General features: G+C 47.3%; 19 protein-coding genes and 2 pseudogenes. 4 read left to right on the top strand and 17 right to left on the bottom strand.

Features of this window, described 5'->3' with window-relative positions:
* Positions 1-900 precede the first annotated feature (900 nt).
* The 4 genes from D368_RS15495 to D368_RS15480 all read right to left on the bottom strand — a co-directional run bounded on the left by D368_RS15495 (position 901) and on the right by D368_RS15480 (position 6,345).
* A complete protein-coding gene (locus D368_RS15495) occupies positions 901-1,854 on the bottom strand; it encodes an L-lactate dehydrogenase (RefSeq protein ID WP_065180922.1) in 954 nt (317 codons plus the stop codon).
* A 270-nt stretch (positions 1,855-2,124) separates the two neighbouring features.
* On the bottom strand, positions 2,125-4,104 hold the full coding sequence (gene amyE / locus D368_RS15490; protein WP_128574965.1) for an alpha-amylase: 1,980 nt from the start codon (positions 4,102-4,104) through the stop codon (positions 2,125-2,127).
* 182 nt (positions 4,105-4,286) lie between these two features.
* The gene (locus D368_RS15485; RefSeq protein ID WP_128574964.1) at positions 4,287-4,820 is read right to left on the bottom strand and encodes a DUF6773 family protein; all 534 of its coding nucleotides are present in this window, start codon (positions 4,818-4,820) and stop codon (positions 4,287-4,289) included.
* 91 nt (positions 4,821-4,911) lie between these two features.
* Positions 4,912-6,345, bottom strand: a complete 1,434-nt coding sequence (locus tag D368_RS15480; RefSeq protein ID WP_128574963.1) for a YfcC family protein — start codon at positions 6,343-6,345, stop codon at positions 4,912-4,914.
* Positions 6,346-6,479: 134 nt separating this feature from the next.
* Between D368_RS15480 and D368_RS15475 the strand changes: the two genes are divergently transcribed.
* Positions 6,480-7,601 (top strand): M20 peptidase aminoacylase family protein, encoded by a 1,122-nt coding sequence (locus tag D368_RS15475; protein WP_128574962.1) that lies wholly within the window; start codon positions 6,480-6,482, stop codon positions 7,599-7,601.
* Positions 7,602-7,633: 32 nt separating this feature from the next.
* Here the strand turns inward: D368_RS15475 and D368_RS15470 are convergent, their stop codons facing one another.
* The 3 genes from D368_RS15470 to opuAA are packed head-to-tail and all read right to left on the bottom strand — an operon-like array spanning position 7,634 to position 10,620.
* Complete coding sequence (locus tag D368_RS15470; protein WP_128574961.1) at positions 7,634-8,515, bottom strand: glycine betaine ABC transporter substrate-binding protein; 882 nt, start codon at positions 8,513-8,515, stop codon at positions 7,634-7,636.
* A complete protein-coding gene (gene opuAB, locus D368_RS15465) occupies positions 8,515-9,363 on the bottom strand; it encodes a glycine/proline betaine ABC transporter permease subunit OpuAB (protein ID WP_003156639.1) in 849 nt (282 codons plus the stop codon). Before opuAB ends, D368_RS15470 begins: the two co-directional genes overlap by 1 nt.
* Entirely contained in the window at positions 9,364-10,620 is a 1,257-nt protein-coding gene (gene opuAA, locus D368_RS15460; protein WP_071392161.1) for a glycine/proline betaine ABC transporter ATP-binding protein OpuAA, read from the bottom strand.
* A gap of 285 nt (positions 10,621-10,905) precedes the next feature.
* On the opposite strand from opuAA, the gene D368_RS15455 reads away from it, so the two are divergent.
* Together D368_RS15455 and D368_RS15450 are read left to right on the top strand one after the other, a co-directional pair.
* Positions 10,906-11,208: an ArsR/SmtB family transcription factor gene (locus tag D368_RS15455; protein WP_094247261.1), complete on the top strand. Its 303-nt coding sequence runs from the start codon at positions 10,906-10,908 to the stop codon at positions 11,206-11,208.
* A 68-nt stretch (positions 11,209-11,276) separates the two neighbouring features.
* Positions 11,277-12,439: pseudogene (locus D368_RS15450) on the top strand (MFS transporter).
* A 30-nt stretch (positions 12,440-12,469) separates the two neighbouring features.
* Here D368_RS15450 and niaP read toward each other — a convergent pair.
* The 7 genes from niaP to D368_RS15415 form a co-directional block, all read right to left on the bottom strand.
* The gene (niaP, locus tag D368_RS15445; protein WP_101562676.1) at positions 12,470-13,672 is read right to left on the bottom strand and encodes a niacin permease NiaP; all 1,203 of its coding nucleotides are present in this window, start codon (positions 13,670-13,672) and stop codon (positions 12,470-12,472) included.
* Positions 13,673-13,793: 121 nt separating this feature from the next.
* Entirely contained in the window at positions 13,794-14,882 is a 1,089-nt protein-coding gene (locus D368_RS15440; protein ID WP_101562675.1) for a toxic anion resistance protein, read from the bottom strand.
* Between the two features lie 6 nt (positions 14,883-14,888).
* The gene (locus D368_RS15435) at positions 14,889-16,511 is read right to left on the bottom strand and encodes a YceG family protein (protein ID WP_007409048.1); all 1,623 of its coding nucleotides are present in this window, start codon (positions 16,509-16,511) and stop codon (positions 14,889-14,891) included.
* Between the two features lie 72 nt (positions 16,512-16,583).
* Entirely contained in the window at positions 16,584-17,357 is a 774-nt protein-coding gene (locus tag D368_RS15430; protein WP_003156644.1) for a TerC family protein, read from the bottom strand.
* Positions 17,358-17,395: 38 nt separating this feature from the next.
* The gene (locus D368_RS15425) at positions 17,396-17,974 is read right to left on the bottom strand and encodes a TerD family protein (protein ID WP_003156645.1); all 579 of its coding nucleotides are present in this window, start codon (positions 17,972-17,974) and stop codon (positions 17,396-17,398) included.
* A gap of 32 nt (positions 17,975-18,006) precedes the next feature.
* A complete protein-coding gene (locus D368_RS15420; protein WP_007409047.1) occupies positions 18,007-18,588 on the bottom strand; it encodes a TerD family protein in 582 nt (193 codons plus the stop codon).
* 23 nt (positions 18,589-18,611) lie between these two features.
* Positions 18,612-19,208 carry a TerD family protein gene (locus tag D368_RS15415; RefSeq protein WP_015239102.1) on the bottom strand — a complete coding sequence of 199 codons (597 nt, stop codon included), beginning with the start codon at positions 19,206-19,208 and terminating at the stop codon, positions 18,612-18,614.
* 275 nt (positions 19,209-19,483) lie between these two features.
* On the opposite strand from D368_RS15415, the gene D368_RS15410 reads away from it, so the two are divergent.
* Complete coding sequence (locus D368_RS15410) at positions 19,484-20,479, top strand: LLM class flavin-dependent oxidoreductase (protein WP_128574960.1); 996 nt, start codon at positions 19,484-19,486, stop codon at positions 20,477-20,479.
* Positions 20,480-20,489: 10 nt separating this feature from the next.
* Here the strand turns inward: D368_RS15410 and D368_RS15405 are convergent, their stop codons facing one another.
* The 3 genes and pseudogenes from D368_RS15405 to D368_RS15395 all read right to left on the bottom strand — a co-directional run bounded on the left by D368_RS15405 (position 20,490) and on the right by D368_RS15395 (position 23,028).
* Complete coding sequence (locus D368_RS15405; protein ID WP_128574959.1) at positions 20,490-21,362, bottom strand: metal ABC transporter permease; 873 nt, start codon at positions 21,360-21,362, stop codon at positions 20,490-20,492.
* Positions 21,320-22,014, bottom strand: a pseudogene (locus D368_RS15400) (metal ABC transporter ATP-binding protein). Before D368_RS15400 ends, D368_RS15405 begins: the two are co-directional and overlap by 43 nt.
* Before the next feature lie 54 nt (positions 22,015-22,068).
* Positions 22,069-23,028 carry a metal ABC transporter substrate-binding protein gene (locus D368_RS15395; protein WP_128574958.1) on the bottom strand — a complete coding sequence of 320 codons (960 nt, stop codon included), beginning with the start codon at positions 23,026-23,028 and terminating at the stop codon, positions 22,069-22,071.
* Positions 23,029-23,043 lie beyond the last annotated feature (15 nt).

Raw genomic sequence — 23,043 nt, 5'->3', positions numbered from 1 at the left:
ATATGCATTTAATTTGATTCATAAAAAAGAACAACTATTAATTACTATTCTAAATTTAACTATCATAAAAATTCATATTTAAGAAGAGTTACAACTATACCGCTCTGTTTAAGCATATATTCTATTTCACAATTTTATTTTTAACTTTTTTATATTACAGAATAATAATAAATCTATTATCCGGTAATCTAATCTGCATCAAAATGTCCATACGAATATGATCAGGAATCAAACTGACTCTAACTATCCTGAAAATAAGTTTTACGATTACCCTAATCAGCTATGTTTGCGGCTACCAGATTTCCGAGCCCGCTTCGATATATGTCTCGTACCTCACTAGTAATTGCAAAGAACGTATTAACACTAAAAACCTATTATATAAACGCAAATTGAGCCAAAAAATTGTGGCAAGTTACTCTACGATTGCGGTCACAGTGTTCACAGATTTCTTTAAGAATAATTGATCTAAATTTTAATGATCAGTGGAAGGGTTCTATGGGGGCATTAACAATGGGCATTCCTCTTTAGGTACTTGTTAACAGTCTGCCTTTTTAGTTTATCTCACATTGATATAAGCTGCTGTCCTGATCATTAAGAGGAACGCTGGTGTCTAAGGAGGAAGGAATTGATAGAGTGCATCTAAAACAAGCGTTATACTTATGGAAAAAACTGATGATACTACTCATTTAACAAAACTTTTATGTTTGAAAAAGCCTTTCTGACGAATGTACTGGTTTTCCTGTTATGATACCACTTGATTAGCATTTTCATTTCGCCATAAAAAAACACCTCAATGTTGTCTTTTAGATATATATCTAGTTACAACATAAAGGTGTTTTATTTTGTCTCCCCCTTGGGGGTTATTAGTACCACATATATTTGGATAGTTCAGTTTAAGTTTCACCCAGCGAAATGCGGAGCGAGAATATCTTTCAGCACGTGTGCGCTGCGGCTGAATTGAGCCTGTTCTGTTTCATTCAGCTCAAGTTCCGTCACGCCTGCGATGCCGTTCCGATTGACGACGGCCGGAACGCCGATAAAGACGTCGTTTACACCGTATTGGCCGTCCAGATATGTGCTGACGGTTAAAATGCTGTTTTCATTACGCAAAATCGCTTTTGTGATGCGGGCGAGGCTCATCGCCACTCCGTAATATGTCGCGCCTTTTTTCTCGATAATATGGTAGGCCGCGTTTTTCACATCGTCAACGATCTGATCCAGCTCGTCCTGTTTGTAAGCTGCATTTTTCTCCAGCAATTGCTGTACCGGCACTCCGCCGATATTGGCGTGACTCCATACAGGGAGCTCGGTATCGCCGTGCTCACCGATAATGTGGGCGTGTACGTTTTGCGGAGCGGCGCCGAAGTATTCACTCAGCATATAACGGAATCGCGCAGAATCCAGTGTCGTGCCGCTGCCGATGACGCGTTCTTTCGGCAGGCCGCTGAATGTCCATGTCGCATAAGTGAGAATGTCGACCGGGTTTGTGGCAACGAGGAAGATGCCGTCAAATCCGCTTGCCATTACTTCACCGACAATGCTTTTAAAAATGGCGAGATTTTTTTCGACCAGCTCAAGTCTCGTTTCGCCCGGTTTTTGATTGGCCCCGGCACAGATGCACACGATATCGGCATCCTTGCAATCCTCATATGTGCCGTAAGACGTTTTGACCGGATGAGGCGCAAATGCCTTTCCGTGATTTAAATCCATGACATCGCCCATGGCTTTTTCTCTATTTACATCAATGATCACAAGCTCATCTGTGATCCCTTGGTTAATTAACGCAAATGCATAACTGCTTCCAACAAAACCTGCTCCGATTAATGCTACTTTGTTCACTCGTTCGTTCATCATGTATGCTCATCCTCCAGTGTTTCGTGGTGTCTGTTTTTAACTTGTGAAGTATTCCACATTTATATTGTGCAATACTTCACAAACTTTTGCAAGAGAAAAGTTTGATTTTTGGACAAAAAAATATCGGTGATGGTTTCCAGATTGATGACAACATCCTAAAACGGAACCGTTTTAGGATGTTGTCATCTTTTCAGCGTGATTGAAGATGCGCTGTCCTTTTCCCAGAAGCAAGGGTTTGCCGGCACGCTGATGTAATGATAGCCCTATCCATTAATGCGGAAGATAACCGTTTAAACCGGAGTTGTTATACAAACCATTCTGCACATAATCAAAGCCGGGCTGGTTCTGTCCGGGCACTTGGGCGCTGCCATTGTTAAAAATCACTTTGGCATTAACCGTATCCGCATTCGCAGGCAGCGTCAGCGTGTAAATTCCATTTGCATTCTTAGTCATTGCTTTCCCCGGCCACGATCCGGTTAATTCTATGGCCCTGCCTCCATCATGTTTGTAAATATAAGCATTTACCTGGCCCCAATGATCCGGATTTTGATAGCCAATGATGTTGGTTTGGGCCGGGTCTTTTTTGACAAACGTGTATTCTTGGGTTCTCTCTGCACCCTCGCCGTTCGTTCCGGTTAACTTGATGTTGTATGTCGTGCCGATTGGATCTCCTTTCCCGATCGTTAATCGGTCTCCATCCTTAAATGCTGTCTGCTGCCCATTATTGATTTGGTAAACGGCTTTTGCTGTTTTCGCATTTGCACGCAGGGTGACCGTCAGCTGATCATTGAAAGAATGGACTGCCCCCGTTTGGTAATTCTCAAGAAAGACCTGAGGCGCATTTCCAATATCATCGGGATAAAGAACAGCCGCGGATCTGGCATTGATCGTACCTGTCAGTTTGCCGTTCGCTACTTGAAATGAACCGGCGCCGGCCCTATTATCATACCTGCCGTCAGGCAATTTCGTTGAAGTATTGACGGTGACAGAAGACGATCCTGCATTAGCCAGCACAACGCCTTTTGAGCCGCGCTGATTCATAAATATTTGATTGTTCCCATTCGGATTCCAGAGTTCCTCAGGCTGCCCGGCCATTACATTGTGAAATTGATTGACCGCGGTGATCGCCTGATCTTTAAATAAGGCGCTCCCGCGATCTCCTATTTGACTTTTTCCGGGAAATCTTACACCATTTCCTCCGCCCTCAGGTCTGGAAAAGAAAAGAGGCGTGCTTCCTGAGCGGGAACCAATCACTGCCCAGCCTAAACGGATATCGTCATCACTCATCCATGTGGACTCTTCCTCATCATTGGCATACGTATCATGTGATTCCACCCATGTGACTAACTTGTCCGCAGACACGTCAGATGCATAATGGGAGATATTCGACACACTCAGATTACGGTTCTTTAAAGCGGATCTGATGGAATGCCCATAGTTAGAAGCCGTCACATTCATATAATTCGCATAAGCAGTATCTCTGGAAGCGCTGTCTTGCAGGATTTCTCCGTATTGGAACTCCGCCGATGTATTTGTGATATTCGGCCAAAATCGGCTGCCGTAATTCCCATCATCCGGAAGCTCTATATGCTTGGCGGCATCATAGCGGAACCCGTCTGCTCCGTCATTCAATGCTCTTTCCAAGAAACGTTTCAGATAGGCCTGCACCTCAGTATTCTGTGTATTCCAATCATACAGCCCAAGCAATGAATTTTGAGTGACGTCCCACCTGTCCGACCAATTTTTAATTTGTGTGTTTCCATGGGTCCAGTTTGGAATACGCTTAATCTCGTCAGAAATCGCGGCGTAATCGCTGGTGGTATGATTGATAACCGCATCGACAATGACTTTTACGCCATACTTTTCCGCGGCTGCACACATGTCCTTAAATTCTTGTTCAGTGCCTAAGTAACGGTTGCCGATTTGGTACGATGTCGGCTGATACAGCCAGTACCAGTTCCTCATGCTTTTATCTCCTTGGTTCCCTTCCTTTACTTGGTTAATCGGAGACGTCTGAATAGCTGCATAGCCCGCATCACGAATATCTTTCATATTTTGTGTTAACGTATTGAACGACCAATTCCAGGCATGAAGGATGGTCCCGTTTTTGACCGATGACGCGGCCGCCTCATTCGATTTGTTTGCAGTTTCAGCGTTTGCAGCCGCCGGGCCTGACAAAACCAAATGAAACAGCAATAAAAATCCGGCGAATAACGGCAGTAAAGAGGTTTTGAATCGTTTTTCAAACATTTTTGACACTCCTTATTTCATTTTTGAAGACTGACTGCGGAGTCAAAAATTCCTCTTACTCTTTCTTCAGCTCCTTTCAACTGTTGTGAAGACTGGAGAATTCTGTTAACGCTTACATTTCAACTTATCACACTCTCTCTATCAAAGCAACGTGACAGAGTGAATTCAAATCTATATTCCTATCAAATCAAAAGACTTCCCGCTTTCAAACAAAAAAGAAACCACCTGTCAAGATGATTTCTTTTTATTTCTTTTATCGCTCTTCTGTAAGACAGCTTCACAATGACATACCGAAGCAAAAACAGAACGCCTCCGCAGACGATAAAAAGAAAGATCATTTTCAGCCAAGCAAAGAATGTATGGGGAAACCCCCTGTCGTACATCGTAAGCGCCGCCACCGCAAAAGTGACCGCAATTGAATCTATCCGCTGCTGCTTCACCCGCTTTTTCAGTTCTTCTTTGGTGTCTATTCTCGGCATGAGCATTCCCGACGCTCCCGCCCTGATGCAATAATAAACAATTATAATGAAGAAAACCGCCAAGCTTCCGGCCCATTCCCTAAACGGACAGTTCAGAACAAGTCCGCGTACGATGATGTCAAGCAAAGACAGTGTGCCCACAAGCATTCCGACTTCTGACCAAATCATTCGTTCTTTCTCTTTCACACTCTCACTCTTTCCATTCACGTTTGAAAGTCCGTTCCGACGCTGATTCATGACTTCCTCCCGTACTATTAAGAATGGCTTACAACTCCCATTATATCTTGCCGATTCATAATGATAAACCGAAATATCATTGACAAAATGTTTAATAAGGACCCCAATTGATCAGGACGCCTATGCAGATAAACACGAGGCCGATGACAAACCAAATCAGCGCCAGCGGAATCATGAAGCGAAGCCACTTTACGTACGGAATGCCGCTGGCAGCCAGTACGGCCATCAGCACGCCGGAAGTCGGATTGACACAGTTTACGACGCCTTCTCCGAGCATGACCGCTTCAACCGCGACCTGTCTCGTGATGCCCATCAGATCGGCAAGCGGCGCCAAGATCGGAATAAATACGACCGCCTCCCCTGAGCCCGATGATATCAGAAAATGAAGCAGGGCGCTGGAAATATACATTCCGATTGCGCCTGCCATCGGGCTGAAACCGTGCAGCAGTGACGCAAGTCCATTGACTACCGTATCAAGCAGCTTTCCGTGTTCCAGAATAACGGAAATGCTTCTCGCCATTCCGACGATCAGCGCGCCGTAAACGAGGCCCTGACAGCCTGTAATAAACGTTTTTGCGATATCATTTGCCGCCATTCCCGCAATCAGGCCTGACACGATTGAGATAAAAATGAACACGGCGGCCATCTCTGAATCAGACCAGCCAAGAGTAAGCGCGCCGTATAAAAAGCCGACAAGCGACAAAGCCGCGACAGCCAGAATCAATTTATGGCGGACGGTAAACGGGGCTGGCTTGTCCTCCGGATCGGAAGCCTGCGGGATTGAACCTGCCGCCGGAAACCAATCGTTCCCCAGCAGACTGGCGTCCTTTGCTTTTCTGAGCCTTCTCGTATACCGATAAATATATAAAATAGATGATAGCAGAAAACAAATGTAGACGGCAATCCGCAGGCCGATGCCGGAAAACAGCGGCAGCTCCGCGATGCTTTGTGATAACCCGAGCGGTGAAGGTGATAAAATCGTCGCGTTAAACCCGGCATAGCAGCCGATATAAATGACGGCCGCTCCGGCCACGGCGTCCCATTTCAGCGAACGGGCGACGATCAGGCCGATCGGAATAAAACCGATCACGGAATTAACGACGATGCCGGTTGTGCCGAGGATCGAAAATAGAGATCCGACAATCGCAATAAACAGCAGCTGTTTGGTGCGGAACGTACTGATGACATTACTGATCAATCCATTGATGGCGCCCGTTTTCTCCAAAATCGCAATGGTGCCGCCCGTAAACAGGATTAAAAAAATAATCGGCGCGGAACTTGTCATCCCTTCCTGAATCGCGGTAAAAAAAGCGATCGGGCTGACAGGAGACTGGTCTAAAGAATGATAACTTCCCGGGACGGCGGACGTCACACTGCCCTTTGTCACCCTGTCAAATTCCCCCGCGGGAACGATGTACGATGCTATCGCGCATAGTAAAGCGACAATGAACAGCAGCACATAAGCATCAGGCATCACAAACAATTTCTTCTTTTTCAATACAGGTTCGGCCTTCGGCACAGCCATAACATCACCATCCCGCTTTAAATTTATAAACTATTCAGAAAATACAGATATGTGCTATATTATATACAGACCGATTGCCTGTTTTCAATATCAAAAAATAAAAAACAGACAGCTTTTGAAGGAGGACTTACGGCATGAACAGACTCACAGCGCATGAAAAGCAAGTCATTATGGACATTTTTGACCACCTGCACACCAATCCCGAAGTAAGCTGGAAAGAATATCAAACAACTGAATATCTGACTGAAAAACTGAAAGAGGCCGGCTGCCGAATCCGTACATTTGATGATTGCACCGGTGTTGTCGGCGAAATCGGAGAAGGCTCGCCCGTTGTGGCTGTCCGGGCGGATATTGACGCGCTGTGGCAGGAAGTGGACGGTGTCTTTCAGGCGAACCATTCATGCGGACATGATTCACATATGACGATGGCGCTCGGCACGATGATGCTTTTAAAGAGTCAGCCGAAGCTTCCGAAGGGCACCATCCGCTTTATTTTTCAGCCGGCTGAAGAAAAAGGCGGCGGAGCGCTGAAAATGATTGAAAAAGGCGTACTGGATGATGTTGACTTCTTATATGGCGTACACGTGCGCCCCGTACAGGAAACGGCAAACGGCCGATGCGCACCGTCCATTCTGCATGGCTCAAGCCGGCATATAGAAGGCCTGATTATCGGAGAAGAAGCCCACGGCGCGAGACCGCATCTCGGGCTTAACAGTATCGAAATTGCCGCTCTTCTCGTCCAAAAACTCAGCTTCATTCATCTTGATCCCGGCATCCCGCATTCCGTGAAGATGACAAAGCTTCAGGCAGGCGGAGAAAGTTCCAATATCATTCCGGGAAAAGCATCGTTCAGCCTTGATCTCCGCGCACAAACCAATGCCGCCATGGAGAAATTAACCGCCGAAACCGAAAGAGCCTGTGAGGCGGCGGCTGCCGCATTCGGCGCAAAAATCGAACTGCAAAAAGAACACAGCCTCCCGGCAGCCGAGCGAAACAAGGAGGCGGAAGCCATCATGGCATCTGCGATCAGCAGCATTCTCGGAGAAGAACATGTGGATGAACCCCTTGTGACAACCGGAGGAGAGGATTTTCACTTTTACGGGTTAAAGGTGCCGAACTTGAAAACGACGATGCTCGGCCTAGGATGCGGGCTGGAGCCGGGACTTCACCATCCCCAAATGACATTTGACCGAAGCGCCATCTTTACTGGCGTTGAGATATTAACGGCCGCCGTCCTCAAATCGTTTGAAGCATAAAAAAAAGCAGCCCGTTACAGGGCTGCTTTTCCTCACTTCTTCAGATCTTCAATTGAATTGACATTTTTCATGTACTGAGGAACGACCAGACCCATCTTGACGCCTGTCAGACTCGTTCCTACATCTTCATATTTACCTTTATATTTAGACGCATATGCCTTATGGGTATTCGGAAGCCAAGCAGACAATGACGCATCCGCGCTGCCTGTCGCAATCGCAGTCCACATCGGACCTGCCTCCACTTGCGTCAGCTTCACGTCATAGCCGAGGTCTTGAAATATTTTTCCGATTACATTCGTACTTGCGATTTCACTGTCCCATGCCACATAAGCCAGGTTGATTTTATCCCCTTTGACTTTATGGGCGCCTTTTGTCCATTGAGCCACTTGGTCTTTATGTTTTTTCACATATTCAGCTGCGGCTTTGGCCGGCTTTTCGCCTTCCTCAACAGCAATCATGACTTCTCCCATATCGTCCTGCGTCCATTTGAACTGGCTGAGAACTTTGGCCGCGTTAGGCTGTTCCTTACTGAAGCCGGTTCTTGTAATCGTATGAATCTGCTCGGCAGTTCCGTACGTTTTTTTCGGATCATCAAGGAACTTCAGCTTGTATCTGGAGAACATCCAGTGCGGCGTCCAGCCCGTTACGATGATCGGCTTTTTCCGGTCATATGATTTCTTCAATGTCGCCGTCATGGCAGCACTTGAGGCCGTGACGACATTCCAGTCTTTCAATCCGTAATCCTTCACGGCCTCATCCGTCAGGGCCATGATCCCCGATCCCGGATCAATACCGATAATGGTTTTGTTCACCTGGTCCGCAGCCGTTGCCTTACCATCAGTCTGCGAACCGCAGGCAGCCAAAGAAAGAGCCAGCGCAGCGGTAACGCCGACACCGATGATTTTCTTAAGCATCAGGCATTCCCCCTGCTCTTCTTCTTCACTTTAATGTTTTGCGTGATACGGTCGAGTGTAATCGCTACGATAACGATCGCGATACCCGCTTCCACTCCGACACCGGTTTTCAACTGTGTCACGGCGCTGTATACTTCAGAACCGAGGCCCGGCGCACCGACCATGGCCGCGATAACGACCATTGACAAAGCAAGCATGATGCTTTGGTTAATACCGGCAAGAATTGTTTTTGTGGCAAGCGGAAGCTGCACCTTGAACAGACGCTGAGACGTCGTTGAACCGAATGCTTCCGTCGCTTCAATCAGATCAGCCGGAACCTGTTTAATACCGAGAACCGTCATGCGGATCGTCGGAGGCATCGCGAAAATAACAGATGCCACAACGCCTGGCACAACCCCGATATTAAAGAAGAAAATTGCAGGCAGCAGGTATACGAAAGCCGGCATGGTCTGCATTAAATCCAGAATCGGTGTGACAATGCGGCGGACCGTTTCTTTCTGAGACGCCCATATGCCGATCGGAACCCCGATAATAATGGAAATCAAAACAGATGTGACGACAAGCGCCAACGTTTGCAGCATCGGCGACCAATAACCCAAATAATCAATAACAAGGAATCCGATTAACGTAAAGAGTGCAATTCCTCTCGTACTGATCCACCAAGCGAGAGCTGCAAAAATAACAGTCAATAAAATAGACGGGATGAAACCCAAACCGCTCACAATCGCGTTTACGAAAGCGGCCAAACCGTTTGAGATTCCGTCAAAGAAACCTCCGAACGTCATGGTAAGCCAGTCAACAAACCGGTCAACGATATCTGCTAACGGAATTCTAGGCAATCTGTCCATTTACTTCACCCCCTGAACAGAAGAATCCTGAGCTTGTTCAGCAGAATCTTCAACATTTATATAATCGTTATTTCCTGAAAGCGCGCCGATTAATGCGCCTTTTACGACAATGCCTTTCATGCGGTCCTTATCGTCCGTGACGGCGATCGGAATATTCGCATCAGACACGACATCGAAAATTTCCGTTAAGTATGTGCTTTCATGCACAGTCGTAAATTCAGTATTTAAAATATCCTGAAGCGATAAGTCGGATTCTACCGCTTTTTTTGCATCCGCCGCGTGAATGACGCCGAGAAGCTGTTTCTGTTTATCAACGGCGTAAATAGAAGAAATACCGAGATTCTTCATGAGCTGCAGCGCTACACGAGGCCCTTTGTCAATCCGCACAGTTTCAGCGCGCTTCATGATGTGGCCCGCTGTCAGAACTTTGGATAAGTCAACGTCCTCAACGAATTTCTCAACGTATTCATTGGACGGGCTCATCAGAATTTCTTCAGGCGTCCCGATCTGAACGATGTTACCGTCTTTCATCAGCACGATTCTGTCGCCGATGCGCAATGCTTCATCAAGATCATGCGTAATGAAGATGATCGTCTTGCCGACAGAGTCATGAAGGTCTAAAAGCTCATCCTGCATGTCTTTGCGGATCAGCGGATCAAGCGCACTGAAAGCTTCATCCATCAGAAGAATGTCAGGGTCATTCGTCAATGCGCGGGCAAGTCCGACACGCTGCTGCATTCCTCCGCTGAGCTGATCTGGGAATTGGTGTTCAAAGCCTTCAAGACCGACAAGTTTAAGCGAATCAAGCGCTTTTTGCTCACGCTCTTTTTTGTCGACGCCTTGGAGCTCCAGTCCGTATTCTGTGTTTTCAAGTATCGTTCTGTGCGGGAACAGAGCGAACTTTTGGAAGACCATGCTGATTTTTTTCCGGCGTACTTCCCGGAGCTGGTCTTTAGACATATTTGTTATCATGTCACCATCAATGTAAATATTTCCGGCAGTCGGTTCAATAAGCCGGTTTAACAGCCGTACTAACGTTGATTTACCGCTCCCTGATAGACCCATGATGACAAATATCTCACCATCATATACATCAAAATCAGCTTGATTTACCCCAACGGTTGATCCAGTCGCTTTCAGGATCTCTTTTTTTGTCTTTCCGTCGGCAAGCATCTGAACTGCTTTCTTTGTATGTTTCCCAAAAATTTTAGAGACTTTTTCGACTTTTATCTTAATTGGTTTCTCATCTACACTCATATTTTCCCTCCATATTAAGCAATCTTTATTAACGTAACATTTATGTAACATCCCCACAAACAGCATATTTCCTTTTATTCTGTACCATTTCTTTATAAACATCCCTGTGGCCGTTTGACCTTATTTATGCTTCTAAATACTCTGTTATACTCCTTTATGATTGTATTTTACAGGTGATATTTCGCTCACCTATAGTTGAAAGCGCTTTTAATGGAACTTAATTCCTCTCTTTTCTATAATTGTTCTCCTTTACTGGAAAAATAAGTTGCTTTTCCACCTCCCATTATGTATTATAGTTTCATGACTATGAAACAATCAGATGATCAAATCAGAGCCCAAATCTTTAAAGCACTGTCTGATGAATCGAGGCTTGCCATTATTCGTACGCTTTATTACAGCGGAAAAGAACTCAGCTGCGGTGAAGTAGGTGAAAAATGCGATATTGTCAAAACCACAGCATCCTATCATTTTAAAACGCTGCGGGAAGCGGGATTAACGGCAACCCGGAAAAATTCACGGACAAAATACGTCCGCCTGCGGGAAGACACATTTCAAACATACCTGCCCGGCTTTTTGGAAACCCTTTAACAAAGGGTTTTCTCTATACATATCTGTTTCATAGTTTCAAAATTATAAAACTATAGGAGTGATAACATTTGAATCGTATTTGGCTTTTCTTCACTGTGATGTTTGTCATTGGCACGGATACTTTTTTACTTTCTCCGCTTCTCCCGCTTTTACAGAATCAGTTTCATGTCTCTACCGATTTGTCAGGCTGGATGGTCAGTGCTTATGCACTCGGTTATGCGCTGTTCGCTTTCATTGCGGGTCCGGTCTCAGACAGGCTTAACAGGAAAACAGTCATGCTGTGGGGACTTGCAGGCTTTATTGTATCCACGTTTTTATGCGGCATCGCACCCTCTTTTGCCGCCATGTGCCTGTTCCGTTTTGCCGCAGGCGTTAGCGCTGCGTTTGTGACGCCTCAAATTTGGGCGTCCATCCCTATCCTCGTCCAGCCTTCTCAGATCATGAAAAGCATGGGGATTGCGACAGCTGGATTGGCCGCTTCACAAATGCTCGGACTGCCGATCGGAGGGTTTTTCGCCTCCTTTACATGGCATACTCCCTTTTCGTTTTGTCAGCATGCTCGCTTATTCTTCTATTGATCCTGGCAGCTGTTATGCCTGATATTCGACCTTCTGAACAAACAGCGCGCACGTCAATTGCCGCTCCATATCGGGAGCTGTTTTCGCTGCCGAAAACAGCGGTCATTTTGCTGGCCTATTTCCTCTTTCAAACCGGAAATTTCGCGTCGTTCAGCTTTCTCGGCACTTGGCTTTCTGCGGATTATCATTTAACCGTGTCGCAAATCGGCGCCGCTATGCTTGTACTCGGACTTGGAAATATGCTCGGAAGCCTGATCGGCAGCCGGATTTCAGAAAAGCTGGGCATGATTAAAACATTGATCGGCGGCATGCTGCTGATGGGCGCTCTCTATTTCGCTCTTCCTTTCTTGCCTAACTTATTTTTTGTAGAAACAAGCTTTTTTCTCACGTTCTTTACAGCTGGCATCATCTTTCCGTTAATGATGGGTGTCTTTCAAGCCATTTCACCGAATGCGCGAGGAACTATCGCTTCCCTTTCCAATGCCGCTATGTATGCAGGTACCACTGTCGGCACATGTGCTGCAGGTTTTTTATATCAAAGCGCACACCATTTCGGAGCCGTTACAGGATTTACAGCCATTCTATTCATCCTGTCGATGACGCTCTACCAGACAACCGGGAATCGCCAATCCTCAGCCCGGGCGCACATGTAAAAAAAGCACCTCAATCGCGAGGTGCTTTCCTTATTCAAGCTCAGTTTGTTTTGTTTCTTTCCCCATAATCAAAATACAAGCAACCGCAAGTAAGATGGCAATGCAAAAGATTGAAAAGATGACCGAAAACGAAATATGGCGGGCTGCGAGCGTTCCGACGAGCAGCGGGCCGAAGATGCCGCCGATTCTTCCAAACGCCGCTGTCGTTCCTGAACCTGTTGCGCGAATCGCTGTCGGGTATTGCTCTGGTGTATAGGCATACAGCACGCCCCACGCACCAAGGTTGAAAAACGATAACAGCATGCCAGCCGTAAGCAGAAGGCCTAAGGAATCAGCTGTTCCGAAGAAATAGGCGCTCCCTGCCGTACCGATCAAGTAAATGACGAGTATCCGCTTCCGGCCCGCTTTTTCGATCAGCCATGCAGCGGAAAAATAGCCCGGAAGCTGAGCAAGCGTCATCAGCAGGACATATTCAAAGCTTTGAATCATGCTGAAGCCTTTCATCAGCATGACACTCGGCAGCCATAGGAACATGCCGTAATAAGAAAACACCACGCAGAACCACACGATCGACAGCATCACAGTCGGTCTTATATACTGTCTTGCCCAGACGCTTTTGACATTCTCCCACACCGATTTCTTTTTGGCAGAAAGCGACTCATATTTCGGCGAATCAGGCAGCCCTGTCCGCAAGTACAGCGCATAAAAAGCAGTCAGCGCGGTTAACAGCAGGGCAGCCTGCCAGCCGAAGCTTGGGATCACAAAGTAAGAAATCAGTGCCGCTGCGAGCCAGCCCGCGGCCCAAAAGCTTTCCAGAAGCACAATCACTCTGCCGCGCTTCTCAGGCACAACCGCTTCCGAAACAAGTGTTGAAGCGACTGGAAGCTCTCCGCCAAGCCCCATCCCGATGACAAAACGAAGAATGAGAAATGCTGATAAGCTCGTTACAAAAGCGGAAATGCCGCTTCCGATGGAAAAACACAAAAGGGTAATGATAAACACTTTTTTGCGGCCGATTCGATCAGCCAGTAAACCAAACAAAAACGCACCCGCTGCCATACCGATGGAATTGACGCTTCCGATCCATTTCATTTCTTCAGGCGACAGATTCCACTCCACATGGAGCGCGGCGATAATAAACGATAATATTCCGACATCCATTGCATCAAACAGCCACCCTAAACCGGCGACGCCCAGCAGTTTACGCTGGGAAATAGGCTGTCGTTTTCCCATTGCCAACACCTCTGATATGCAAAATGATTACCGTTTAAGTTTACACCTGTCTTTACATACTGTCATTAACAAAATGAAAGAAATGAAAAACCCCGCTTATGTTTCACAAGCGGGGTTCCTTTTATTGCTGTAAGACTGCTTTTTTAATATTATCCTGCAGCTGGGCAATACGTCTCGCTCCGTCTTCACGGAGGCGTTTGTTCTCTTCCTCGATCTGTTTCGTTTCCTGCATACCGCTGACAATCGTATTCCAAGACGTTTCAATCGTCTCAATGTCAATGCTCGGACGGCCTGCCATACGGGCGATCTCCACGCTTTGGTTTGAAATATTTTCAGCGTTGCGCTTCAGCATTTCATTCGTGCGGCGGTCCAGCTCGCTCATTGAATCAGCCACAAGCTTTTGCCGTTTGACTGTGACAGCCTGAATAATGCCGTTTTTGAAAATCGGAATTGTAATGACGAAAGCGGAATTGATTTTCCCAATGAGCTTCGTATTTCCGCGCTGAAGGAGGCGGATCTGCGGAGCTGTTTGCAGCGCCACCATCCGAGCCATATCTAAATCATACACACGTTCCTCAAGCGCCTGAAGCCCGTCACGCAGCGTATCAAGCTGCATTTGCGCAAGCTGGTTTCCGCCGGCCGCTTTTTCTTCATAAGAAGGAATGAGCGCCTGCATTTCCTCAAGCTTCATCTGCCCGGCAACGACATATTTTTCAAGCTCCATGTAGTAGTTAATGTTGTTTTCATACATCTCTTCAAGCGTATGGTTCGTCTTTGCCATTTCATCTTTGTATTTCGAAATTTCGACGTGGATTTTTTCAATTTCTCCGCCCAGGGTGCGGTACTTTTGAAAAATCTTTTCAATCATGCTGTTGCCGCGTTTGAACATTTTAGCGAGAAATCCTTTTGGTTCATCGAAATCATTTTTGTCGAAACGGTCCATGATTTTTCCGAGCTGCGTCAGCATTGTGCCTGAATCCGTGACACTTGTTGTTTTCATCATATTTAAGATGCGGTCGGAGAACTTCGAGATTTCAACTGCCGGTTCTTTTCCGTACTCAAGCAGCTCCATTTGGTTTTTCACGTCAATCTGCTGCGAAATGCGCTGCACTTCAGGGTCTTGGCGCAGCTGCACCCTGATGTCATCTGCTTTTTGTTCAGAAATCTCTTCATTTTTATCAAGAACAAGCGGATTTTGATTTTCTGTCATGTTTATTTACTCTCCCTGCTTTTGCGTAATGGTTCTAAACAGCTTTCTTACGAGTGACGGCTCCTTATATTCCTGCCGAAACACCATGTCCTCCAGCCAATGGACATCAAATTGGCTTTCTTCAATATAATGCTCAATGTCCTGATGGCCCGGCGGATTATACAAGATGATATCGACGCCGAATTTATTTAAAAACAAAAGAGCGGCGGCATCAGAACGTGTGAGTTCGCCATTTTGTTCCGTATGATATAAAACAAGTTTCGGAACGGTTTGGGCGTAATCAAACGTCTGAATCAATTGCAGCAGCGAAGCGGGCAGGTTCGTCGCCTGGCGGAACAAATAGATTGCGGCATCCCTTGCCTGCTCCCCGGGCAAAGCCTTCAGCCCTGGGTTTCTGCACATGTCAGAAATCACATTGGCGATGGCGTTCTGCACGCCTGACGGGAGATGCTTGTACTGCCAGATGTTGCTTCTTTTCAGCCTGTCCGCGTCAATCGCTCCTTCTTCGTTCAAAACCTGACTGTAGTGATACTGGTAGTTGGCTTTCAGCTCTTCCGTAAACGGAAAACTGCGGATCATGTGTGTCTCCTGATAGTCTGCGGCGGTATGGAGTCTGTTCCAATATTCTTTCGTATCTTTGGAAACCCCCATCACTTTCGCAAAAAGGTTCGGAACGGCCACCCGCTCCCTGTCCGCTTTAAATTGCGGCCGGATAAACGCCCGCTCCTTCGCAATGAGAAATAACTCATCATACGTCGTTTTTAATGTCACGGACTGCGGGGTATGATCCCTGAACTGCCAAGGCTTATACATCATAGATTCCTCATGGTTCAGCACATGCTCAATTTCTTTCGTTGACCGGTAGGCCGTCGTGGACGTTCTGTCCGGCTTTTCTTTCGGGAATGGCTCAAGGCCGCCTGTTGCGGGGAGCTTTATCACAAAGCTGAGTTCCTCATCCGGATCAATCAAGCTGAACGGATCTTCCGCAGCCGGATGAAACAATAGGACGTCACAGCCGATCAGCATGAGATAATAGAGAAAATAGAGCTGGCTTTTGGCAGCGTCTCCATACCACACCACCTTCGGCATCTCACGCTCTATATCGGCTTGTTCAAGCCATGGATTCAGGTGGTTCAGCGAAAACTTTGACACATCCAAGAGCACACGCCGGAAATCGGGATGATTCAGCCCGTTTTCATGCCGGTCCGCAAAGGTTTCCAAAAGCGTCATAAACGCGGTTCTCAGCCTGCGGTGCATAAGCGGATCAGCGTGTTTGGCAAGCAGCCTGCCCCCATCGAGAAACGCGACAAACCTGGAAACCGAAAGCCCTTTCTCTTTTTGATTGACCGAATGGATGTGCTGCAGCGCCTGAAACGTTTCAGGCGCAATGGTCTTATCCAGCGTCTCGCTTAACACATGGATGTTTTCATGAGAAGACAGCTCGAAAAGCTTATTGTAATACTCCGTCTCATCATAAGGAGTGCCCAAAATCCGGACGGCAAGACGGGTAAACGCCAGCCCGTTTTCCCGCTCGTAACCGGGACGTTCCGGCAGCGGCCGCATCAGAAACGTTTCCCAGTCATCGTTTTCCGGCTCGGCCTTTCGGATCACCAATTCTTCCTGCCTCATCATTTTCCTCCTTTCTCTTCATGATGATCGGTACAAAAAAGGAAGGAAATGAACTCTCCCTCCTTTTTTGTTTTATTCTTCTTTAGATGCAGCCGTTTGCTCCTGAACCTGCTTTTGTTTGTTGAAATAGTGGATAATAAACGTTACCACAAACGCAGCGATGATGATTCCGAAGAACACCACGTGCGGCATTTCATAATCAAAGGCGCTCGCCGCCATTTTCACGGCGATAATCCCGATCAGCACAAAAGCCGTATTTTCAAGCTCAGGGATTTTATCAATTAAAACAAGGAATACTTTTGCGACTGTACGCATCATGAGAATGCCAAGCATACCGCCGATCAAGAGCACCCACACTTTTTCCGATACCGCAAACGCGGCCAGAATGCTGTCAACAGAGAAGGCCAAATCCATTAACTCAACTGAAACGACAGTGGCCCAGAAAATTCCGAACGTACGGACCATCCATGAATTTTTCTTCATGCCTTCCGTATCGTCATCACCTTCTCCGATCCAGAAATGCTTAATGACGAGCCAAGCCAGGTACAGCGCGCCAAGCACTTTAATCCACCAGAACTTAATGAGCAGCATTCCGATCCCGATAAAGATAAAACGGAAAATATATGCCCCGAACAATCCGTATGTTAATGCTTTCTTCCGCTGTTTTTCAGGCAGATGCCTTACCATCACCGCAAGCACTAACGCATTGTCGGCCGACAGCAGCCCTTCCAGCAGAACCAAGGAACCGATCAGCCCCCATGATACAGGGTCAGTCAGCACCTCACCCCACATTTTCCAATCAAAAAAGGAAGCGTAGGTAGACATAATATGATGTAGAAAATCCAAGTTTTTTCCTCCTATTTAGTAAAACGGTAATTTCCTGCTTACACCTGCAAGCCGTAATTCCGGCAAAGTGATGCCAGACCGCCGGAAAACCCGCTGCCGATGGCGTTAAACTTCCACTCAGCTCCATGGCGGTAAAGCTCACAAACGACAACCGCCGTTTCAATCGAGAAGTCTTCCCCTAAATCGAAACGAAGCAGTTCATTCTGGCTGTTTTCATCGACGACGCGCACGAACGCGTTCGAAACTTGTCCGAAATTTTGGCCGCGCGCTTCCGCATCATGAATCGTGACGGTGATGCCGATCTTTTCAATATTTGCGGGTATTTTTGAGAAGTCGACGATAATTTGTTCATCGTCTCCCTCGCCCTCGCCCGTCCGGTTGTCTCCCGTATGGATGACGCCCCCGCTCGGGTGTTCCAGGTTATTGTAGAAAACAAAATCAAGATCATTTACACAGTTGTCATGGGCATCGACAAGAAAAGCCGACGCGTCAAGGTCAAAGTCATGCCCTCCGGAGTACTTGTTCGTATCCCACCCTAAGCCGATCACCGCTTTTGTAAGGCCGGGGTTCGTTTTTGTCAGATCAACACGCTGTCCTTTCGCCAATTGAATAGCCATGTGCCGTCTCTCCCTTCTGTGTTTGATATGGTTCAGCCGATCTGCAGGCCGTAATCTGTCGCAATACGGGCCAGTCCGCCTTGGTAGCCTGAGCCGATCGCGGAAAATTTCCATTCGCCGTTATGTCTGTAAAGCTCCCCTGCGATAATGGCTGTTTCAATTGAGAAATCTTCAGCCAGATCATAGCGGATCAGCTCCTCATTTGTCTCTTCATTGACAATGCGCACGAACGCGTTGGAAACTTGTCCGAAGTTTTGGCCGCGCGCTTCCGCTTCATGAATCGTGATGACGAATGAAATTTTGTCAATAGCCGCGGGCACCGCGCTCAGGTTGACTCTTACGCTTTCGTCATCGCCCTCGCCCTGGCCTGTCAGGTTGTCGCCTGAATGTGCGACAGAGCCGTTTCCGCCTTCAAGCTGATTATAGAAAATGAAATCATCAGGCGACGCGCATTTTCCCGCTTCATTTAATAGAAAGACGCTGGAATCTAAATCAAAATCATGTCCGCCGTCGTATTTGTTTGTATCCCAGCCAAGGCCGACAACGACTTTAGAAAGACCCGGATTTGTTTTAGTCAAATCTACTTTTTGTCCTTTTGCCAATGAAATTGCCATGTGTGCACTCTCCTTTTTATCGTTTAGGCGTATCGGTTAACGATATCGCCGATTTTTGTATCGTTTGTGCCTTCTCCTACTGCGGCGAATTTCCACTCGCCGTCCTGGCGGTAGATTTCAGCCGCGATCAGGCTCGTTCTGCCTGAATAGTTATCTCTTAAATTGTAAGTCACCAGTTCTTCGCGATTAGCCTGATCAACGACGCGGATGAACGCGTTTTGAATCATGCCGAAGTCCTGTTTTCGTCTGACGCAGTCGTAAATATTGACGACAAACACAAGTTTATTAATCTGAGCGGGCACCTTCGCCAAATCGATGAGAATTTGTTCATCATCGCCGTCGCCTTCACCCGTCAGGTTGTCACCCGTATGTACGACACCGCCGCACCGGCTTTTCAGATTGCCGAAATAGATGACGTTTTTGCTGTCTGTCATTTTATCATTTTCAAGCATCAGTACGGAAGCGTCACAGTCGATATTGGCACCGCCTCCGCCGAACAGCTTTCCGAAAAAGCCCCCGGATGATACAGGGTCCCAGCCGAGTCCGACCAGCAGTTTTGACAGGCCGGCTTTTCCTTTTGTTAAATCAATCCGCTGTCCTTTTTGTAAAGAGATCGCCATATGATTCACTCCTATTCTGTAAGGGTGCCGCTAAGCACGCCGCAAGTGCGCATTTTTACTAAATTCCGGGACAAGAATCCCGGTGTTTATTAAGATATACGTCTTTTATTATATCAAAGTTTCATAAAACATAAGAATTTTTGGCGAAAAACGGCGAAAAATCACTTCCTATATTCTCCTTCGTTCCGGAGAGAATAGAGAAAACAAAGAAATTGACGAAGACTGAACATTTTTCCTATCCTTGTATCAATACATGTCAGGAAAGGGGCAGACGAGTGATTGATTTAAGCATACTTGATCAGGCGCCCGTATCCAAAGGAAACGGGCCGCACGAGACGCTCCGCCGTTCAGCGGAGCTCGCCCGTTTCAGTGAAGGGTGGGGCTATAAGCGGTACTGGTTTGCCGAGCATCACGGCACAAGAGGGCTCGCAAGCGTTTCGCCGGAAATTATGATCGCTCATACCGCCGCAGCCACAACGTCCATCCGTGTCGGATCAGGCGGCGTGCTGCTGCCGCAGTACAGCCCCTATAAAGTCGCGGAAACTTTCCGTCAGCTTGAGGCGCTGCACCCGAACCGGATTGACCTTGGGGTCGGACGCTCACCGGGCGGCACGACGAAAATCCGGCTCGCCCTCACAGACGGGGTAAAGAAAAGCATGACCGAGTTTAACAGGCAGCTTCAGGATTTATCATCCTTTCTGACAGATTCGGTTCCCTCGGACCATGCTTATGCAGGAATAAAAACAGCGCCTTTGATTGAAACAGCCCCGCAGCTTTGGGTGCTCGGCCTCGGGGAAAACAGCGCCAGACGCGCCGCTCTTCAAGGTGCGGGCTATGTCTTCGGCCATTTCATTAATCCGGAACGCGGGGAAAAAGCTTTTCAGATCTATCGGGACCATTTCCGGGCCTCCGCCCATTTTTCCGCTCCCGCCTCGCTCTGTGCCATTTTCGTCATATGCGCGGCTACGGATGAGAAAGCGGAAGAACTCGCCTTAAGCCAGGATTTATGGCTTCTTCGTGTCGGAAAAGGCGCCGACAGCCGCGTGCCGAGTGTGGAGGAAGCGAAAGCTTATCCGTATTCGCCGGAGGACCGTAAACAGATAGAAGAAAACAGGAAGCGGATGGTGATCGGCTCTCCTGCCGCAGTGAAACGCCGTCTGCTTGAACTTTCCGAGCGGTATCAGACAAAAGAGATGATGGTGCTGTGCAACGTCTTTGATTTCGAAGCAAAAAAAGAGTCATATGAGCGTCTTGCTGATATATTTCTGTAAAAAAAAGCCGTCAAACGGAGCAGCAGATGAGACTGCTGCACCGCTTAACGGCGGTTTTTCGTTCTTTTCCTTTTTTAAACGCATTCCAAATCCCCTGCAGCGTAAACCCGAGCAGAAGCAGAATGATTAACAGTAAAGTGATTGACGGCCCCGGAGGCGTTCCGAGCTGGTACGAAGACGTCAGCCCCATGAACACACTGAAAAGAGAAATAATAATGGCTGCCGCAAACACCCATTTAAACCCTTTGGCGATACGGATTGCAAAAGCCGCGGGCAGTACGAGGAGCGCGGAAACGAGCAGCACGCCGATAATCGGAATAATGACCGAAATCGCCAGCCCCGTCACGATGCTGAATGACATTGACAGCAGGTTTGTGTTAATGCCTGATGTCTTCGCCGTCGCCTCGTCAAAAGTAAGCAGATAGAGCGGTCTGTTTAATATAATGAAATAAAGCAGAATCAGCAGGGTAATGCCTCCGATAATATAGACCTGCTGCTGGCTGACCGTGACAAGCGATCCAAATAAATATTGATCGATGCTCATCGACGCGCCGCCTTTTGACAGGCTGATCAGAAACATCGCAAACGACAGCCCGGCCGCCATTAAGATTGCGATAGATACCTCGGAATATGTACGGTACGCCCGCCGCATGTATTCAATGCCGATCGCTCCGATCGTGACGACAACGATGCTCGCCGCCGTAATATTGGTACTGAGAAAAAAACCGATGGCCACGCCCGACAATGAAATATGAGACAGCGTATCCGCCATCAGCGCCTGTCTTCTCAGCACGAGATATACGCCTAATATCGGCGCCATAATTCCGATCATGCTTCCCGCTAGAAAAGCTCGTCGCATGAATTCCAAGTCAAACATTTCCATCCGCCTTTTTCCCCCCTTTCAAGCCGTATGACTTTATCCAGATACTGCTGTACTTCGTTTTGTTCGTGTGTCACCATGACGACGGTGCGGTTGTGATTTTTCACCTGATGGTGCATAAATTCGTAGAAACCCTGTCTGCTTTCATAATCAACCGCGGTTGTCGGCTCATCAAGCATCAGCAGATCCGGATTGCTCGCAAGCATTCTCGCAATGCAGATTTTCTGCTTCTGTCCGCCGGATAAATCGCCGATTTTCCGGTGGCGGAAATCCCACATTTCCACCATCTTCAGCGCGTTTTCCACCTCGTGGTGATCCGTTTCGTTCAATCGTTTAAACCATTTTCCTTTCGTATAACGGCCTGATTGCACAAGCTCCAGAACCGTGCTTGGGAATCCTGCGTTAAATGAAGAAATCTGCTGCGGAACATAGCCGATTGTCAGGCGTTTTCCAGCTGCGTTTTTTTACTGATCTCGGCCGTTCCTTCCCAAGGTCTGAGCATGCCGAGCATGACTTTCATCAGCGTCGATTTTGATGCGCCGTTCGGCCCTGTAATGCCGACGAATTCGCCGCTTTTAATTTCCAGCGACACGCCGTCAAGCACCGGTGTATGCGAATAACCAAAAACGATATCCTGTAATGTAACGAGATTCATGCTGACCTTCCTTTCCCGCATAGAAATAGTGTGCACCCCGCGGCGCACACTATGTTATTTAACCAATAGCGAATCTTTCAGTGCATCAAGGTTTTTCTCCATAATGTCGATATAACCGATGCCTTTATCCCGTTCTTTTTGGCTTAAACCTTCCAGTGTATTGAGCACTTCCGTTTTCGCGCCGATTTCACCGGCAAGTGTATCTGCAACTTTAGGCGATGCAACTTCTTCAAAGTAGATGATCTTCACATCATGCTGTTTGGCAAACGTTTTGAGATCCGCCAGTTTGGCCGCACTCGGCTCTTCTTCAGGAGAAAGGCCTGCAATCGCGACTTGTTTTAAGCCGTATTCTTTGGCGAGATAGCTGAATGCCGCGTGCTGTGTGATCAGTTCTTTTTTCGCCGCTTTATTTAATGTTGTACGGTATAGTTTATCAAGATCCTGCAGTTTTGCAATATATTCTTTACTATTTTTCTCATAGTATGCTTTATTCTTCGGGTCCTGTTTTACGATCTGCGCCGTAATGGTTTTGACCTCTTTTTGCGCAAGAACCGGGCTGAGCCACACGTGAGGGTCCGTGCTGTGGCTGTGGTCATGACCGCCGTGTCCATGTTCCTCTTCCTCTTCATCCGAACCTTCGAGTAAGTCAATTCCTTTTGACGCCTTTACAAACTTCGCATGATCAGAGCTCATGCTTTTTTCCGCTGAAGGAACCCATGTCTCCATATATTCGCTGTTGTATACGAAAAGATCGGCGTTTTGAATGCCGGCGATATCCTTCGGCGTCGGCTCCCAATCATGGGGTTCGACCGAAGACGGGATGAGAATGTCTACATCGCCTTTGTCTTTGACAATTTGTTTCGTGAATTCGTACATAGGATAAAAGGTCGTCACGACGTGCAGTTTGCCGCTTTTCGAAGAACCTGACGAACCTTTTGAAGATGAATTGCCGCAGCCCGCCGCGATTAAAAAGCATGCCGCAATGACAATGATTCCGCTCCATTTTTTAAACAAGCCGTTTCCCCCTGT

It is taken from the genome of Paenibacillus lentimorbus NRRL B-30488 (assembly GCF_000411595.1).
Lineage (GTDB): Bacteria > Bacillota > Bacilli > Bacillales > Bacillaceae > Bacillus > Bacillus velezensis.
The sequence above is the reverse complement of the archived record's forward strand: the minus strand, read 5'-3'. Positions and strand labels throughout refer to the sequence as shown.